This is a genomic window from Cytobacillus kochii, from assembly GCF_020171845.1.
In the GTDB taxonomy this organism is placed as follows: domain Bacteria; phylum Bacillota; class Bacilli; order Bacillales; family Cytobacillaceae; genus Cytobacillus; species Cytobacillus kochii.
On sequence record NZ_JAIVAM010000008.1, the window covers coordinates 243,969 to 261,399 of the forward strand.

18 protein-coding genes are annotated in these 17,431 nt (G+C 35.0%); 16 read left to right on the plus strand and 2 right to left on the minus strand.

Features of this window, described 5'->3' with window-relative positions; all coding sequences use genetic code 11:
- The first annotated feature begins 219 nt into the window (after positions 1–219).
- Positions 220–936 (plus strand): hypothetical protein, encoded by a 717-nt coding sequence (locus LCM23_RS14290; RefSeq protein WP_224937562.1) that lies wholly within the window; start codon positions 220–222, stop codon positions 934–936.
- A 292-nt stretch (positions 937–1,228) separates the two neighbouring features.
- The gene (locus LCM23_RS14295) at positions 1,229–1,411 is read left to right on the plus strand and encodes a YozD family protein (RefSeq protein WP_095372896.1); all 183 of its coding nucleotides are present in this window, start codon (positions 1,229–1,231) and stop codon (positions 1,409–1,411) included.
- A gap of 74 nt (positions 1,412–1,485) precedes the next feature.
- On the opposite strand, the gene LCM23_RS14300 is transcribed toward LCM23_RS14295, so the two are convergent.
- Complete coding sequence (locus LCM23_RS14300) at positions 1,486–2,364, minus strand: glycerophosphodiester phosphodiesterase (RefSeq protein WP_224937563.1); 879 nt, start codon at positions 2,362–2,364, stop codon at positions 1,486–1,488.
- Positions 2,365–2,549: 185 nt separating this feature from the next.
- Between LCM23_RS14300 and LCM23_RS14305 the strand changes: the two genes are divergently transcribed.
- From LCM23_RS14305 to LCM23_RS14350, 10 genes are all read left to right on the plus strand, one after another.
- On the plus strand, positions 2,550–2,858 hold the full coding sequence (locus LCM23_RS14305; protein ID WP_224937564.1) for a YodL domain-containing protein: 309 nt from the start codon (positions 2,550–2,552) through the stop codon (positions 2,856–2,858).
- A gap of 89 nt (positions 2,859–2,947) precedes the next feature.
- Entirely contained in the window at positions 2,948–3,649 is a 702-nt protein-coding gene (gene deoD / locus LCM23_RS14310; protein WP_095372899.1) for a purine-nucleoside phosphorylase, read from the plus strand.
- A gap of 354 nt (positions 3,650–4,003) precedes the next feature.
- Positions 4,004–4,861 carry a M15 family metallopeptidase gene (locus LCM23_RS14315; protein WP_224937565.1) on the plus strand — a complete coding sequence of 286 codons (858 nt, stop codon included), beginning with the start codon at positions 4,004–4,006 and terminating at the stop codon, positions 4,859–4,861.
- Between the two features lie 498 nt (positions 4,862–5,359).
- The gene (locus LCM23_RS14320) at positions 5,360–6,853 is read left to right on the plus strand and encodes a lmo1851 family serine protease (protein ID WP_224937566.1); all 1,494 of its coding nucleotides are present in this window, start codon (positions 5,360–5,362) and stop codon (positions 6,851–6,853) included.
- A gap of 394 nt (positions 6,854–7,247) precedes the next feature.
- Positions 7,248–8,483 (plus strand): multidrug effflux MFS transporter, encoded by a 1,236-nt coding sequence (locus LCM23_RS14325; RefSeq protein WP_224937567.1) that lies wholly within the window; start codon positions 7,248–7,250, stop codon positions 8,481–8,483.
- Positions 8,484–8,488: 5 nt separating this feature from the next.
- On the plus strand, positions 8,489–9,694 hold the full coding sequence (locus LCM23_RS14330) for an MDR family MFS transporter (protein WP_224937568.1): 1,206 nt from the start codon (positions 8,489–8,491) through the stop codon (positions 9,692–9,694).
- 177 nt (positions 9,695–9,871) lie between these two features.
- On the plus strand, positions 9,872–10,771 hold the full coding sequence (locus LCM23_RS14335) for an LCP family protein (RefSeq protein WP_224937569.1): 900 nt from the start codon (positions 9,872–9,874) through the stop codon (positions 10,769–10,771).
- Between the two features lie 56 nt (positions 10,772–10,827).
- Positions 10,828–11,190, plus strand: a complete 363-nt coding sequence (locus LCM23_RS14340; protein ID WP_224937570.1) for a hypothetical protein — start codon at positions 10,828–10,830, stop codon at positions 11,188–11,190.
- A 22-nt stretch (positions 11,191–11,212) separates the two neighbouring features.
- The gene (locus LCM23_RS14345; protein WP_224937571.1) at positions 11,213–12,142 is read left to right on the plus strand and encodes a CobW family GTP-binding protein; all 930 of its coding nucleotides are present in this window, start codon (positions 11,213–11,215) and stop codon (positions 12,140–12,142) included.
- 213 nt (positions 12,143–12,355) lie between these two features.
- Positions 12,356–13,174 carry a hypothetical protein gene (locus LCM23_RS14350; protein WP_224937572.1) on the plus strand — a complete coding sequence of 273 codons (819 nt, stop codon included), beginning with the start codon at positions 12,356–12,358 and terminating at the stop codon, positions 13,172–13,174.
- Positions 13,175–13,266: 92 nt separating this feature from the next.
- Here the strand turns inward: LCM23_RS14350 and LCM23_RS14355 are convergent, their stop codons facing one another.
- Positions 13,267–13,509, minus strand: a complete 243-nt coding sequence (locus LCM23_RS14355; protein ID WP_095372909.1) for a DNA alkylation repair protein — start codon at positions 13,507–13,509, stop codon at positions 13,267–13,269.
- A 100-nt stretch (positions 13,510–13,609) separates the two neighbouring features.
- Between LCM23_RS14355 and LCM23_RS14360 the strand changes: the two genes are divergently transcribed.
- The 4 genes from LCM23_RS14360 to LCM23_RS14375 all read left to right on the plus strand — a co-directional run bounded on the left by LCM23_RS14360 (position 13,610) and on the right by LCM23_RS14375 (position 16,999).
- Positions 13,610–13,873, plus strand: coding sequence for a hypothetical protein (locus LCM23_RS14360; protein WP_224937573.1), 264 nt, complete (start codon positions 13,610–13,612; stop codon positions 13,871–13,873).
- 74 nt (positions 13,874–13,947) lie between these two features.
- A complete protein-coding gene (locus LCM23_RS14365) occupies positions 13,948–14,922 on the plus strand; it encodes a YncE family protein (protein ID WP_224937574.1) in 975 nt (324 codons plus the stop codon).
- The gene (locus LCM23_RS14370; RefSeq protein WP_224937575.1) at positions 14,919–15,599 is read left to right on the plus strand and encodes a response regulator transcription factor; all 681 of its coding nucleotides are present in this window, start codon (positions 14,919–14,921) and stop codon (positions 15,597–15,599) included. Before LCM23_RS14365 ends, LCM23_RS14370 begins: the two co-directional genes overlap by 4 nt.
- Positions 15,596–16,999: a sensor histidine kinase gene (locus tag LCM23_RS14375; protein WP_224937576.1), complete on the plus strand. Its 1,404-nt coding sequence runs from the start codon at positions 15,596–15,598 to the stop codon at positions 16,997–16,999. Before LCM23_RS14370 ends, LCM23_RS14375 begins: the two co-directional genes overlap by 4 nt.
- Positions 17,000–17,431: the final 432 nt, after the last annotated feature.

A 17,431-nucleotide genomic window follows, 5' to 3' on the forward strand; every position in this document is an offset into this window, starting at 1 on the left:
CTTGAAGTAGATAACAAAAAGGTAGTAGTGCAATTCAAAATAGATGAAGAAGAAAAAACTGAGTGAGGTAAAATCTTATTCAGTTTTTTTGCGTAAATAAACATATGATGAAGATTGCCCTAAAAAAATTTGGACGGCCCTGTATACGAGCGAAAATGCTTTTTCATGCATATACTATCTTAATTAAAAGTCACGACTATATTGGAAAGGATGAGGGCAATGGTTAATCGTAAAAAACCGAAATATGAAGTTGGTGATACAGTCGTGATTACAATTTATGGAACGGTAGGGAAAGTAACAGATGTAAAATGGCTTGATGGTATGTATGTTTATGAAGTGAATAAAAGTGATGGTCTCTATTTGGAGTCAAGTTTACAGCCTCTTTCAGAGTTTGAAGGAGATGTAAGTGATAAGGAGCATGTAGATATTGAGTACCAATACTTTTTTGGGGACCTCGTCCAAGTGAAAGGATATGGTACTGAGATTTTTAAAGTAGTCGGCTTCCGTACCGAGATTTGGCGTTATAAGGAAGATGCATGGGAAGACGTCATTTATGAGTTATCTCGAATATCTGACGGAGAGTGGCTTGAGGCTGGTGAAGAGGAACTATCCTTATTATCTGATGCCGAACAGGCTGACGAATTTATAGAAAAATTAGGGATGTTGTTTCTTATTAACCAACAAGCAATGAACGAAATAAAGAATTCTGAGGATGTTTGTTATCAAGATGTTGAATCAGGTCTAATGGATTGTACTAACGAAGAGAAACAAATCATAGATGGTTTGCTAGACATATATAATGACTATTCTTTTTTGTACAACTTTTTTCATGATGAGGAATATAAAAAAGCAATGAAAATCATTTTGAAAAAACTAGAAACCATCACGACAAAAGTAAAAAAAGTTAATCTTACAAAAGATGAAACAGTTGAATAGTTGCCACCGACATGACAGGAATGCCTACTAGTAAAACAGCGATGAATAAAGAATGTAATAACCGATCAAATAGTTGTAGACATTTTCCTTCTTCATTATTTACATCTTCTACAAAACGATCGCAGACTGCTTTGAATTTTTCCATCTAATCAACCTTTCAAAACTAGTGATAGAAAATATTTATGTACTTTTACTAGATTTAATGACAAAAGAATAAAAAATATTTTTCTATTGAAATGTTGCATGTTTCATTAATGCGTCACATACAATTTGTACAAAGGGGGAGTCGCATATGAAGGAAATTGAAGTTTTTATTGATACTGAAGAAATTGCTGAATTTTTCTTTCATGAGTTGACTAAAAGAGGGTTCGTTCCTGTAGAGCAAGAAGTAGATGAATTAGCTGATATTACATTCGAATACTTAATCAAAAAGTGTATTATCGATGAAGATGTAAGTTTTGATTCGGAAGAGTAAGAAACAAGATAAACAAAAATCCAACCAACTATTCATGTTCCTTTATGGAGCTATAGTTGGTTGGGTTTTTATATTTATGCAAAGAATCTTTCTAGTAGTCTATGACCTTCTATAAATGATTGTAGAAATGCATAATATCTATTCTCTTCTCTCCGCTCCAAACTATTCGAAATAATTCCATCTACACCTAATAATTGCATTTGCTTGAACTGTAAGGGGGTAACTATCGTCCAGGCATAAATCGTATATCCATAATGTTGTGCTTGTTGAATAAATGAATGTGTTAAATTTGTATAATGAATCGATAAAAAACTAATTTCTGTCTTATACGTATACATTTGAATAAGATTAATAGGCGCGGATAAGACAAGGCCAATGGGAAAGTCAGGAGCGCGTTGTGTAAAATGCTGTAATGTATCAATATGAAAGGATTGGATTTGTAACATTTTTTCAGGGACACCGGCATCTACAGTTTGTTTTAGCTGAGTTGCCAATTGGTCTACAATTTCTGGTGTTTCTGCGCCAGGTTTTATTTCTATTAACAGAACGATCTTTCCAGCAAACTCATCTAACACTTCTTGTAATAATGGAATTTTCTCTTCAGAAAAACGTGGACTGTACCAACCGCCCGCATTGAGTTTTTGTAACTCTGATACTGTCATATCTCTCACTAAACCTTCACCATTTGTAGTCCGGTTAACAGATGAATCATGTATGACGACAATTTTTTTATCTTTACTTAAATGGATATCTAATTCGATAACGTCAAAACCATTGTTTAGTGCAGAATGAAAGGCGGCCATTGTATTTTCAGGTGCTGAAGCAACGTCCCCACGATGGGCAATTTTTGTATAGTTTTTGTATGGGAATAGCCAATGTAATGAGCTGCATATGATGGAAATACAAACAAACAACAAAAAGAATTTATGGAATTGAATCTTCTCTCGTTTCAAATTATCCCTCCCTTTTGTACCATCACTATGTTTAATACTAGTTTATGAAAGAAAAATAAAATTGTAAGCGTTTTCATAATAAAATTTCTCTTTAATCGACAAAAATAGGCGAATTTCTTTGAAGGAAATAAACGTAGAAAAAGCTAATATATTGTTTAAAATAATCATTTATTGGAGGGGTATCTATGATCAAGACTTTTGTAAAACCAAGAACAAAAGAATATGATGTTACCATTTTTCAAACTCCAAAATATAGAGAAACACGGGGCTATCGAGAAGTCTACCGAACACTTATTGGAGGTGCAAATCATGAAGAATGTTTATCAAATGTATTTAAGCAATTTAATGTCCTTGATCGCATGCCGTTTGATTTCCAAGGGAGATTTTTATCAACGGGAGATATTTTATATATTGATGAAGGGAGAAGAGGGCAATATTATTATCAATTAAAGTCGGGTGGTTGGGCCTTAGTGAACCGAATAATGGTTAGGTAATAAATGTATGTTCTTCCTTTTTCATTTCCATCATCACTCATCCTATGCTATATTTTAGATAATGAACGATTAATAGATGGAGGAATATGATGAGTGTACATATTGGAGCAAAAGAACATGAAATTGCAGAAACAGTTTTACTACCAGGTGATCCATTAAGAGCAAAATATATTGCAGAAAACTTTTTAGAAGATGTAAAGTGCTATAATGAAGTCCGCAATATGTTTGGTTATACAGGCACTTATAAAGGTAAAAGAATATCTGTTCAAGGTACGGGAATGGGCGTTCCTTCCCTTTCTATTTATGTGAATGAACTGATTAATAGTTATAATGTAAAAAACCTGATCCGTGTAGGTACATGCGGAGCCATCCAAAAAGATGTGAAAGTAAGAGATGTGATCCTTGCGATGACTGCTTCTACGGACTCACAAATGAATCGTTTAACTTTTGGTGGAGTTGATTATGCACCTGCGGCTGATTTCGATCTATTGCGCAAAGCTTATGACAGTGGAGTAAGTAAAGGATTGGAATTGAAAGTTGGGAATGTTTTTACAGCTGATATGTTCTACAATGATAATGCTGAACATGAAAAATGGGCACAGTACCAAATTCTTGCTATCGAAATGGAAACAGCAGCACTTTATACGTTAGCAGCTAAGCATGCAAGAAAAGCTCTTTCTGTCCTTACAGTGAGTGATCACATTATTACTGGTGAAGAAACTACATCTGAAGAAAGACAAACGACTTTTAATGAAATGATTGAAGTAGCATTAGAAGCAGCAATTTCATAAATCGTACATGTTAGCGAGTGATTATTTTTTTCATAGTCACTCGCTTTTCTATTGCCTTAAGATAAAAGTTAAAGCAAATGTATCATCCGTATGAAGGGATGTATTTTATAAAGACATCTTCTCGGTGAAACTTAAATCATGCTGAATGTGTTAGTCACTTCTCTTACTAAGAATTGTTATTTCCCTCGTTTCTCTAGTGATCTGTAGCTACTTAAAGTGGTCCTCTTCTCATTTGTTATTGGTAGAATCACTAATAGTAAGGTTCATAGACTATGCCTTTCTCTTCTTTCGCAATTTATCATATAAAGTGTTATGATAGACGTTGACATAAAGAAAGAGAATAGGGGAAAAGTAATGAAGAAAGTACTTGCAGGAACAGTTACAGTTGCTCTTTTTCTTGGAGGCTGCAGTCAATTAGATCCTTATTTAGAAAAAATACCTTTTCTATCTAATTCGGAACCAACTTCAGTAGATGAGCCTGTAGAAAAAGAAGAGGACAATCAGCAAGAAACAGAAAACAATCCAACTGAACAACCTCCCGAACAAGATGAACAAAATGAAGATGACCTAACATTAGCTTCTCAATTTTTTAATCAAATTGAAGATGTGGATGGAAAACCAACAATAGCAAACCCAACAAACTTGATGGTAATGGTGAATAAAGACTTTGCTTTACCGGCAGATTATGCTCCTGAAGACCTTGTTCGTGCAGATGTTGAATATTCTTTTGGAGATCAAGATATTGAGAAAAGTTACCTTAGAAAAGAAGCCGCAGATGCATTAGAAGAATTATTCTCTGCAGCTAAAAAAGAAAATATAGCGTTATTTGCTGTTTCTGGGTATCGTTCATATGATCGGCAGGAAGCAGTTTTCCAAGCAGAGGTAAATAGCGTAGGTGAGGAAAAAGCTTCAGAAGCAGTGGCTCTACCTGGAAGTAGTGAACATCAAACAGGATTAGCGATGGATATTTCAAGTCCTTCAGTCGATTACACGTTAACACAAGATTACGAAGATACAAAAGAAGGTAAATGGCTAAAAGAGAATGCACATAAGTACGGATTTATTTTACGTTATCCAAAAGGAAAAGAAGAAATAACAGGATACAAATTTGAACCTTGGCATTTTCGCTATGTTGGAAAAGAAGCAGCGAAGGTCATTTTTGAGAAAGATCTAACATTAGAAGAATACTTTGAGTCGGTAAAAGAAATTTAAGTACGCTTCTTCATAAAAATGTACCAAAAAGCGATTAATGGAATAATAGGGAAAAGAAAAAAGTATTGAAAAAAATGATCAATACGAAATAAATAACAACTCAATGGCAGGAATAAAACGAAACTTAATAATGCTTGACCATAAGAATGATTAAATATTCCTGAGATAAGAAAGATAATAGATAAAGCAAAACAGCACCATAGTAATATACCAGGAATCATGCATTCATTCTCCTTTCATCATTTATGTAATGATTATGTGGGGTTTGGGGAAATTAGAAGTGAACAAATGAGATTCACTTTGTAGAAGGAGACTTTCCCCATTTAATCGATACATAATAAAAGAAGCTTGAATTCTTAAGATGAAAGGAATACATAAGAAAATTCTTCCTCTTTTCCAAAGAAATAAGATATAATTTTCAGTACAGTAGTATAGTTATTGATACCGATAACGCCAATATAAAATCTTAAACTTGAGTAAGCATCACAGCTTACAGTGATGAAAGTGGTGAAAGGGTTGTCTAATGAAGTAAATAATGATGAAGAAAAACAGGAAGTAAAGGATAAGCCTAAGCTAATAAAAATGAAGTTATTCCCGTTTATTATGCTTGTATTCATCCTTGTTTTTGTAACAGCTGGAATCACCACATTAGCATTGTCTTTCGGTGACGAGAAGGCCGTAAATGTAGGAACGAATGAAAGAAGTGAATTTTCAAAGTTATATAAAGCCTATGATTCATTGAACGAAAATTATTTCCAAGAAATTGATTCGGGTGAATTAATTAATGGGGCCATCAATGGGATGCTAGATTCACTAGATGATCCATATTCTGATTATATGAATGAAGATGAAGCTGCTAATTTCCATCAAAGCATCTCCTCTTCTTTTGAAGGAATTGGCGCAGAAATTACAGAACAAGACGGACAAATTGTCATTGTTTCACCATTAAAAGGTTCACCTGCAGAAGATGCTGGTCTACAACCAAATGACCAAATTGTATCTGTTGATGGAAAGAGCTTGCAAGGAATGAGTTCTTCAGAAGCAGTCCTATTAATAAGAGGCGAAAAAGGTTCAAAAGTAGAACTGGAAATTGGTCGTGGTGGTAACAATGAACCGATGAATGTAACAATTACGAGAGATACAATCCCTCTTGAAACGGTATATGGCGAAATGTTAGAAGATGATATTGCTAAAGTCCAGATTACTTCTTTTTCTGAAAATACAGCGCAAGAACTCGTTGATGTATTAAGCGATCTAGAGGAAAAAGGAATGAAGGGTCTAGTTTTAGATTTAAGACAAAACCCTGGCGGATTATTAGATCAAGCAATTGAAATTTCGAGCTTATTTGTACCTGAGGGAGAAATCTTATTCCAAATTGAAGATCGTAATGGGAATAGGGAGGCCGTGCAAGCTCCTAATGGAAAGCAAATGGAGACGCCTCTAGTCGTAGTTATTGATGAAGGTAGTGCTAGTGCTTCTGAGATATTAGCAGCTGCCGTTCATGAATCAGCTGATGTAAGTTTAGTCGGTAAAAAGTCATTTGGTAAAGGAACTGTACAACGTGCTCAAGATTTTACTGACGGCTCAAATATGAAATTTACAACAGAAAAATGGTTAACGCCAGATGCAAATTGGATTCATGAAAAAGGTATTGAGCCTGATTATGAAGTTTCCTTGCCTGAATATGCTTCCTTGCCTTATATTAATCCTGAGAAACCATTAAAAAAATCGGAATCATCAAGTCAAATTAAGGCAGCACAGCAGATGTTAGAGGCACTGGAATATGAGCTTGATAAAAATGATGGATTCTTTGATGAAGAGACAGAAGCTGCAGTGAAAGCATTCCAAAAGGATAATAAATTGGAAGAAACGGGTGTCATCCAAGGTGAAACAACCGTGAAACTAATGGAAGCTTTACGTGAAAAACTACTAGAGAACGATACCCAAATCAAGAAAGCAATAGAAGTTTTAAAAGAAGAAATGAAAAAATAACTCGTTCTAGTTACTTAAACAACATATGAAAATCGTTTAAGCGACCTTATCCCTATAATTTATAGGGTTAAGGTCGCTTCTTTTTTTAATCAAAATCTATAAATGATACGCTTCTTTTTTTTGAGAGATGTTAGTTTTGACAGTTAATTTTCAGGCTGGGAGAGAGAGTATGATGAGTTTACGCAAAGAGGGTTTACATGTCATTCAGATAGCCCGAGATTAGCACTAAATAGAAAATAGCAAACAGAGGCTTAGTTGTTGAGCTTTAATATAAATTTAAAATATTTATTTCGCTTGACGAATTTATTTGAAAAAGACTGATGTTTTTTTAAAGGTTTTATGGTAAATTAGCAATATTCTAAAATTGTATTGAAGATGGAAAGAAGGATGTGTGATGTACGAAACGAGTGAATTAAGTAACGATAAGGAGGAAAGTAGAAGTAAGCGTCTCATGCTGGCCGTTATTCTGGGATTGTTATCTGCTTTTGGGCCACTATCCTTAGATATGTATCTTCCGGCATTACCTAATCTAGCAGATGATATGCAAACAAGTGCATCCTATGCACAATTAAGCTTAACAGCATGTATGGTTGGTTTAGCTTTAGGACAAATTTTTGCCGGGCCAATTAGTGATATGGTTGGCCGTAAGAGGCCGTTAATAGTTGGACTTATTTTATATTGTCTCATTTCAGTTGCCTGCATGGCCTCTCCAAACGTTGAATTGTTCATCATATTAAGGTTTATTCAGGGATTAGCCGGGGCTGTAGGAATTGTTATATCAAGAGCGGTAGTTCGAGATTTATACAGTGGTACACAATTAACTAAATTTTTTGCCACACTTAGTTTAATAAACGGGGCAGCCCCTATTTTAGCACCCGTTTTTGGTGGCCAACTATTAGCGATTACCTCTTGGAGAGGTGTATTTTTTGTTTTAACATTAATCGGGTTTCTTAGCTTATTACTGGTTATCTTTTCATTACAAGAAAGCTTGCCTGCTGAGAAAAGGGTAAATGGAGGCGTTTTTGTTTCCTTTAGCCGTTTCGGAAAAATCGTAAAAGACCGTAAATTTATGGGATACGCTTTATCTCAAGGTTTTGTTGGTGCTGCAATGTTTGCTTATATTTCTGGATCTCCCTTTGTATTGCAAAACATTTATGGTCTTTCTCCGCAAATGTTTAGTGTTTGTTTTGCAATGAATGGAATTGGCATTATTTTAGGCAGTCAATTAACGGGAAAACTTTCAGAGCGAATACATGAGGGAACTTTATTAGTCGGTGGATTGATGATTGCTTTAGTTGGAGGGGTTACATTACTTCTAAGTGAAATTTTTCATCTAGGTATTTGGGGTGTTCTTATTCCGTTATTTTTAGTTGTTTCTGCTGTTGGGGTTGTTAATACATCAACTTTTTCGATGGCAATGGCTTCACAAGGCGAAAATGCTGGTAGTGCTTCAGCCTTAATTGGCTTAATGACGTTCTTGCTTGGTGGTATGGCTGCTCCGTTAGTTGGAATAGCTGGTGAATCTTCTTCATGGCCAATGGCATATATTATTGCTAGTGCAGAAATCTTAGCTCTATTATCTTATTTGTTTCTAGTTAAAGGGCGTATTGTAAAAGAATCGAAAGGATAACCAACATGATTAAACGATTACAAGATTATTATAATCAGTTTCATCGCACGATATGGATTTTACTAGTTGGTACAATCTTATCTCGCGGGGCGGCATTTATGACGTTGCCCTTTTTATCTATATATTTAGTGAATCAGGACTATCCTTCGTTTTTAATTGGCCTCATTATCGGGATGGGTCCATTAATGTCGACAATAGGTGGTTTTATAGGGGGGCATTTATCTGACCAATTTGGAAGAAAGCCGATTATGCTTGTTGCATTAATTGGTACAGCAGCCGCTTATTTTGGCTTTGCTTTGTCCGCCTCAGCTCTTGCTTTTTTGCTACTCAATGCTTTACTTGGTTTGTGTAATTCCTTTTTTGAACCAACTGCACAAGCATTGATGGCCGATTTAACAAAAAAGGAACAAAGAATGAAAGTATTTTCCTTAAGATATGTCGCAATTAATATTGGGGCAGCTGTTGGTCCATTAATCGGGGTTGTATTAGCATTAACAAATGCGTCTCTCACTTTTTATATTACTGGTGGTATTTATTTAGCATATATGTTCATTTTATTGTTTACGATTCAGCGTGTTCCTCGTTTGGAGAATAAAGAAAATGTGACCTTACCTGTTGCCTTTCACATTGTAAGGAGGGATAGGTCACTATTGTATTATATTCTAGGTGGTATTTTACTTGCGATAGGTTATTCGCAAATGGATTCAAACTTACCACAACACTTTGATAACCGATTGGAGAATGGCGTCGTCATTTATTCATTTCTTTTATCCATTAATGCCATCCTTGTAATTATATTACAATTACCTTTTGCAAAACTGATGGAAAAGGTTCGCCCTTTAAAATCTATGATTATTGGTTCGGCTCTTGTAGCTATTGGGTTATTCTTTTTTGCTATATCCACTCATTGGATAATGGCAGTTATCGGTGTAATCTTATTCACCTTTGGAGAGATATTATCGTTTCCAGCAAGTAGTATATTAATTGATCAATTAGCTTCAGAGGAATTACGTGGCACGTATTTTGGTGCTGCTCAGTTCAGGAATACAGGTAGTTTTATTGGCCCAATGATTGGTGGATACTTGATTGGTATCAGCGGGGGAACAATTGCCTTCTTTGTGATCGCCGTCATTTGTTTATGTAGTATCATTTTCTTTTCAGCAGGAATTAAAAAAGAAGTGATTGTGACAGTTGAAAAGAAATTAAGTTAAGCACCGAACAAACTAACAACACGCAATAATGGGTTGTTAGTTTGTTCTTTTTATATGAGAAAGCACCCTTACGCTAGGTAGGCAAAAATGTAAAAAACTATTTCCTCTTTTTTAAAGTATAAAGTTGTTCATCTATCCCTACAATGAATGAATAAGGAAAAATAAGGAGGATGAACCATGAGAAAATATGTCATCATTTTGTTAGCTTTGCTATTAGCAGCATGTTCATCTGGCATATCTGAGAAAGATAACCGTCAAAAGGAGAAGGGAACAACATGGAACAATTCAGATCCAAAAACATTTTTACTTGTTGGTGTTGATTCTAGAGGAGAAGCAGATTCAAGATCTGATACAATTATGTTAGCTCGGTATGAACCAAAAGAAGAAAGAGTTAAACTAGTCTCTATTATGCGTGATAGCTATGTAGAGATCCCGAATTATGAAAAAGGATACCATAAATTGAATCATGCCTATTTTTTAGGAGGAACGGAATTACTTTCACAAACAATCGAAGAAAATTTTCAAATAAAGATTGATCATTCAGTTGTCATTGACTTTAAAGGATTTGCAAATATCCTAAATACTGTTGCTCCAAATGGACTGGAAGTTGATGTTCCTGCAGCAATGATTGAAGATATGAATATGAACATTGAGCCAGGTAAAAACTTTTTGAATGGTGAGCAACTATTAGATTACGTTCGATTTCGTCATGATGATGAATACGATTATGGAAGAGTAAAGCGACAACAGGAAGTGCTTGCTTTATTAAAGGAAGAACTAAAAAACCATATGACATCTATTGAAGGAATCGCCAAATCACCTGAAATGATGAAAATGATTATGGCAAATGTTGATACAGATTTACATATTGATCAGATGTTTGCGATGGCGACCTCTGTATTATTGAATCCAATAACAGATATAGAAACAATGCGGATTCCGGTAGACGATTCATTTGTTGATAAAAATTCTCCGCATGCTGGCGCTGTGTTAGATATGGATTATAAAGAAAATATCTCCGCCCTCAGGCAGTTTTTTAAAGAGAAGAATGTTACGGAGGTCAATGGGCGACCGTAATATTTGTGCCATTCTCTTCTATCCTTTACAATGGTTCAATGAAAGAGGTGGTTTCCATGAGGCAGATTGTTCAAATGAATGATAAAATGAAGAAGGAGGTCGTTCAGGTCGAACAAACTTGTGAAATGTTAATCGCTGAAATGCTCAGACATTACAAACAACATGAACACTTGGTGATTGAATTCATTCGCTGTAAAAAAGGAAAAGAAGCACAACATGATCAATGTTTAGAAAGCGACTACCAATCTTTTATTGAAGTAGGATTAGAAGAAGAGGATGAATATTTCCCACATGGATATATTCCCGTATGGAAATGTAAGCAAGAAGAGTTCCAAAAAATAGGCTATATCACCGACGATACGTATGAAATAATAAAAAACAAACTCAGTAATATGATTGAAGAGACAATTGCAGAATAGACTTTAAGGGGAAAAAATAAACATGAGTACAGAGATCTATATATTAGCTGGATTATTAGGGAGTGGAAAGACAACACTGTTAAAGCAGTTGCTACAGGATGAAAAAGAGAACGGTAGAAAAGTGGCTGTATTAATGAATGAATTAGGAAAAGTATCAATTGATTCAGATGCAATAGATGAGGACATTCCGTTAAAAGAATTATTGGATGGCTGTATTTGTTGTACCATTCAAGACAAATTAGAGGGACAATTACAAGGTTTATTAACGGTTGAAAAACCAGATGTCATCTATATTGAAGCGACAGGAGCGGCACATCCAGTGGAAGTGTTAGATGCTGTGCTTTCACCACTTTTTGCTAACTCAATTGTCCCTAAAGGTATTATCTCAATCCTTGATAGTGCAAGATGGTTAAACAGAAAAGAATTGACACCGCAAGTGCTACAGCTTTTAGTTGAGCAAATTAGACATGCAGATTGCCTACTTGTTAATAAAATTGACCTGTTATCTGAAGATGAACAAGCAAATGTCATCCAAGAAGTTCAAAGTATTAATTCGACAGCTTTTACATTGTTAACAAAAAATGCAAAAGTACCAATTAAACGAATAAGAGAATTGTCCTTATTGCCGAAAGAAAAACAATCTAGCAGCAGGATTGGCACAGATTTACATTTGAGCACCTTTGTTTATCAATTTAAAGGAGCTGTAGATCAATCTGCTTTTGAGGATTTTTTGAGGGAATTACCTGACACGCTCTATCGAATGAAGGGATATATTAAGTTCTCATCTTTAGCCTATCCACAGCTTTTCCAATTTTCATACGGGATGCCTGTATATTTTCAAGAAGAAATGAATATTCCTTTAAACATGGTATTCATCGGAGAAAATATTGATTGGGATAAAATCGAAAGCGGACTACAATCTCTAGAAAAACCAAAAGAATATATTGATTAAAAATAAACTGAGTAGGATTTTGTTCTTACTCAGTTTTTTTTGCGCAAAACCATCCAAGTCTTTAGCTGTTAACAAGTCGAGAGGCGTTATTCTAGAAGCTACTCTCCTTATTGTGTTTCAGATGGACAAATCCACCCAAAAGTTACTATACATAAAAATGCTCATGTTTAGGCAAACTTTACGATGAAACCTAATAAAGAAGAGTGATAAAAGATGAAAAAGTGGTGCATTGTCTCCTTGTTTTTAATGCTTTATTTAGTGTTCCCTGCAAAGATGTATGGTATGGTGGATGATGAAATTGGATTACCTATCCAGATGTTGCCTTGGAAAGAAGCGAAAGAACATTTACCGAAGTTTAAGAAGTTTACTGTGCTAGATGTCGATACTGGTAAGCGATTTGATGTCCAACGAAGAGCTGGTAGTGAGCATGCAGATGTTCAACCATTAACGAAAGAAGATACAAAGACAATGAAGGAAATTTATAATGGAAAATGGAGTTGGAAGCGAAGAGCAATTATCGTCATTAGTGATGGAGAATGGATTGCTGCTTCCATGCACGGGATGCCACACGGGGCAGGTGCTTTATCGAATAATTTTCCAGGTCATTTTTGTATTCATTTTTTTGGTAGTACGACACATCGTACCAATTCAATGGATTTATCTCATAAATTGATGATTCTCAAAGCTGCAGGTAAACTTGATGAGTATATGGCTATATCTGATCCGGAAAAAGTATCAGCTGCCTTTATAGAAGGCTTGAAACAACAAGATGCTTATCTCCTGTCTCTTGTCGCATTAAACAAGATAGATGACAAAGCGATCCGTTCGATTGAAAATGTTAAGTTAACTTCAATTGGTCACATAGAGAAAGGAAATACGGCATTAGTAGTTAATCTTCCCATTCAAGTGGATTGGTATATAAAGAGTAAAGGCAAGAAGAGCTATCGCGGTTCCATTCGTTTAGTAAGATTCTCTCCACTTGATCCATGGCAGGTCGATGCTAAGAATTTTTTGTTGAAAAATCGCATTTGACTTTAAATGAGCTAGGCAAATGACAAGATAAAAAAAGGCGTTCATGATCGTATCGATTTTGAACGCCTTCTTCATTACTACACCCTTATTTTTTATTGGTTTTCTCCAAACTTAATAAACGTTTTTTCATCTTCTATTAGGCCACATGCGCCGCATTGAATTCTTACTGTTGGACCATTATATTTTAAATGGAAAGCTGTTAAATTTTCTGCTGCGTATTCCTCCAGTACAGAGCCTGATTGTGGGTCAAGCTTAACTGAACGCGGATGTTGTTCAATAATATTAAAGCGTGAACGGTTTGTTTTACATGATGGACAGCAATATGGTGTAGTCATAGACTAGCCCCTTCCTATTAATGAATTACTTTTATTTTTAACGTTCAATTGAAATTTATGTATGAATCAAGTAGATTCAATATGAGAGGAGTGAATTAAAATGAATAGTAAGGATCTTTTACAAAGCTACCGTTCATTATGGAAAAATAGAGCACTGGCAACAGGTGAAGAAAATCCGGATATTGTGTTAATGATAGCAATAGAAAAAGAATTAAGAGATGAAAATGCTCACCCGCGAGTAAGAAAAGATAAACAAAAAAAGTTAATTGCTGCGATTAAAAGAATTAATGACTCCTCCCTTTCTTCTGATATGAAAGTCGCACTCATTGATATACATTTTGAAATTTTCGATACAATCGATTGAATGTTTTCACACTTTTAACACAACCATCCGGTATCCTTGACTTATAAAACATTAAAACTGGGGAGAAACTTTATATGCGTTATTACAAGGCGTTCATATTTTCCTTACTGATTTCTTCTTTCTTAACTGGTTGTAGACAAGAAGAATTCACTAATATACCAGCTGATCGGGATATTGCGATAACAGTAAATATTAAGGAGATGAGCCTATCATTTATAGACATACAGGCGCAAAATACCATCGGTTCATGGAAGGTCAATAAAGCATACACAGGAGGAAGTGTACTATCAGATGGCGACACTCTGTTACTGTATGGTGAAAAGTTAAACACGATTGATCTTTATTCATTATCTAAAGGGGAACTGATTCATCAGTGGACGATTGGTGAGGGTGTTGTAGATGTTGAGGAACTAAGACCTGATACAATAGTTGCTTTAGATGAAAGAAAAAATAGCGTCCGTTTTTTTAATAGTAATGGAGAAGAAACGAGTCATATTGACATCTTTGATCGACCACTAGAGATGAAACATGATGAAGCTCGTGATGAACTCATCATTATAGGGTTTGATGAAAATCTTCTTACAAGTATTGATTTGGAAACAATGGAGATAAAAGAAAACTATGAAATACATACACATGCAACAGGTTTGTTCTCATTAGATAACGAAATATGGGTTGGTGGACATGGTGAAGGATTAGATATTGAAAAATATGTACATGTTTATGATAGAGAGACCGGAAAAGCATTAAGGAAAATTAGTGTTCCTTCGATGCCAGTCGATTTTACCAAAGCTGATGAGTCGATATTTGTTGTGAGCCATGGAACCAATTTGCTGTATAAGTTAAATGAGGCTGGTGAAGTAATAGGTGAAATGAGCGTAACAGCTAACCCTTTCACAATTGAAACCTTTAGCGATATAGTATTAGTCGCAGGGTATGATAGCTCTGAGTTACAATTTATCGATTCAAAAACAATAAAACTGAAAGGATCAGTAGAAGTAGGCGAAGGTCCGTTTCAAATTTTGCTTAGGGAGAACGAGGATTCATGAGAAAAGTAAATATATTAATTATTGATGATGAACCAGATATGAGAACATTGATTGAGATGTATTTGGAGAATTCGGGATTTAAATGCTATACAGCTGAGAGTGGTGAAGAAGGCTACATGATATTGAAGGAAGCTGAAATTGATTTAGTCATTTTAGATATTATGATGCCAAATGAAGATGGATATGAAGTTTGTCAAAGAATACGTACTAATTCAGATATTCCAATCATTTTTCTTTCGGCAAAAGGAGAAGAATGGGATAAAGTGAAGGGGCTACAATTAGGCGGGGACGATTATATTGTTAAACCACTTAGTCCAGGAGAGCTTGTTGCTAGAATACATGCAGTCCTTCGGAGATCTGGAAAAGTGAAACAAGAATCAGAGCAAATAAAAATAGGAAAGTTATCAATAGATAAAAAAGCGCGGAGAGTCCTTGTCGAAGAGGAAAAAATATCTTTAACATTAAAAGAGTTTGAAATGCTTTCTTATTTAATTCAACATGTTAACCAGGCTCTTTCAAGGGAGCAGCTCCTTGAACATGTGTGGGGAATTGAATATGATGGTAGCCTACGAACGGTTGATACCCATATTAAAACATTAAGGATGAAATTGGGTATAGCAGATTACATTCAAACCGTATGGGGGGTAGGTTATAAACTAGAGGTACCAGACAAATGAAGTACCTTACCGACACATTAGCCAAAAAGTTATGGTTAACGGTGACGATAGCGATACTTATCACAATTCTTTATTCCTACATATTATCTTATCTGTTTTATGAGAAATTATATGTCGAAAATGTAGAAGATACATTATTAGAAGAAGGATTAGCCTTAGCGTCTGATTATAAAGGTGGAGAAATAAGTACAGACTTAAAGGAAAAAGTAGCTTGGTACAATGATAAATCAGAAACCGATATCATCATGGTAGATAATCCTAGGGAATTGAGCGCATGCTTTCCATTTGAAATGAAATATGATTCGCTCATTAACGGAGAAGAACGAGAGCAATTATTAAAGGGAAATCCAATTTACAAAACGGGTTTTGAAGAAAGGTTTGATACTCGTATTATGGGTGTCATTATCCCGTTATTAGATGATAATCGCCTCGCTGGTATTATATATGTCTATTTACCGTTAGAGAAAATTTCTGATATTACACAGGATTTCGCTTATCTTTGGATGCTTGCCGCGCTCATCTTTCTTCTATTCGCCATTATGACAGGTACTTTCCTCATTAAAAGAATGACTAGCCCGTTAATGGAAATGAAGTTAGCAGCTGAACAAGTGTCTAGAGGGAATTACAATGTGCACTTATCGACAAATCAACAAGATGAAATTGGTGAACTGGCTAGTGCTTTTAATTCAATGGCCACATCTATTCAAAAAGAAGATGATAGAAAGAGAGAATTTCTTGCTAATGTGTCTCATGAATTAAGAACACCGATTAGTTATGTCAAAGGATATAGTGATGCACTAAAGTCTGGTCTTGTAACAAATGAAGAAGATCAAGAAAAATATCTTGCTCTCATTTATCGGGAAGCAACTCGGATGGAGAGACTTGTCGGTGATTTATTAGATTTGTCAAAACTTGAAACAGATGACTATCGTTTGGTGAAGGCGCCAATACCCTTAGCCCAGCTTTTGGAAGATGTCGTGCAAAAGTATAGTCCGCGAATTATAAGAAAAGGCTTATCTATAGAAGTTGATCTCGATCCTGATATTATTATTATTGCAGATGAAGGAAGAATCGAACAAATTATGCAAAATATTTTTGATAATGCGATTAGGTATACTGATGAGGGCACCTTATTACTTGATCTTTTCCAAACAGAAGATGGCTGTTGTATTCAATTGGAAGACTCTGGGATTGGGATACCTGAAGAAGACTTAGATAAAATCCGGCAAAGATTTTACCGAGTAAATAAAGCAAGGACAAGAGCTGATGGAGGTACAGGGCTTGGTTTGGCTATTGTGGAGAAACTCGTTCATTTACATGGAGGGCGCTTGCTTATTCAAAGTGAATACAATATTGGGACAACGATACAAATTATACTTCCGATGGTAAATGATCATTAATTTTTAAAGGCTACTCTTTCTATAAAGAAGAAGAGTGGCCTTTTATGTAGAAGGATAAGGATGTATTTCCCTTCCTTTTCATAGGCAAATGAAAATAGGTTTATATGCTACAAACCGCCTTACAACAAGGTTTTTAGCCTTTGATATCATTTCATTATAGTTGCATAATAAATATCACGAATGTTACCTTCATGTAATAAACGTAAAAGAGAAAAAGACTTTTTTAAGTTGTCAAGTATAGTATTCTAGTATATAAATGGAAACACGATAGTGTCATTACCAATTAATGATAAAAAAACCTATTCTCTAAAAATCAAAAAAACCTACTAATCATAACGTTTTTTCTTTCTATTATTAGATAGATTCATGCAAGAATGATTCATTGCTATTTCCTCCCAAAAATATTACAAAAAAACCTATGATATGATTATG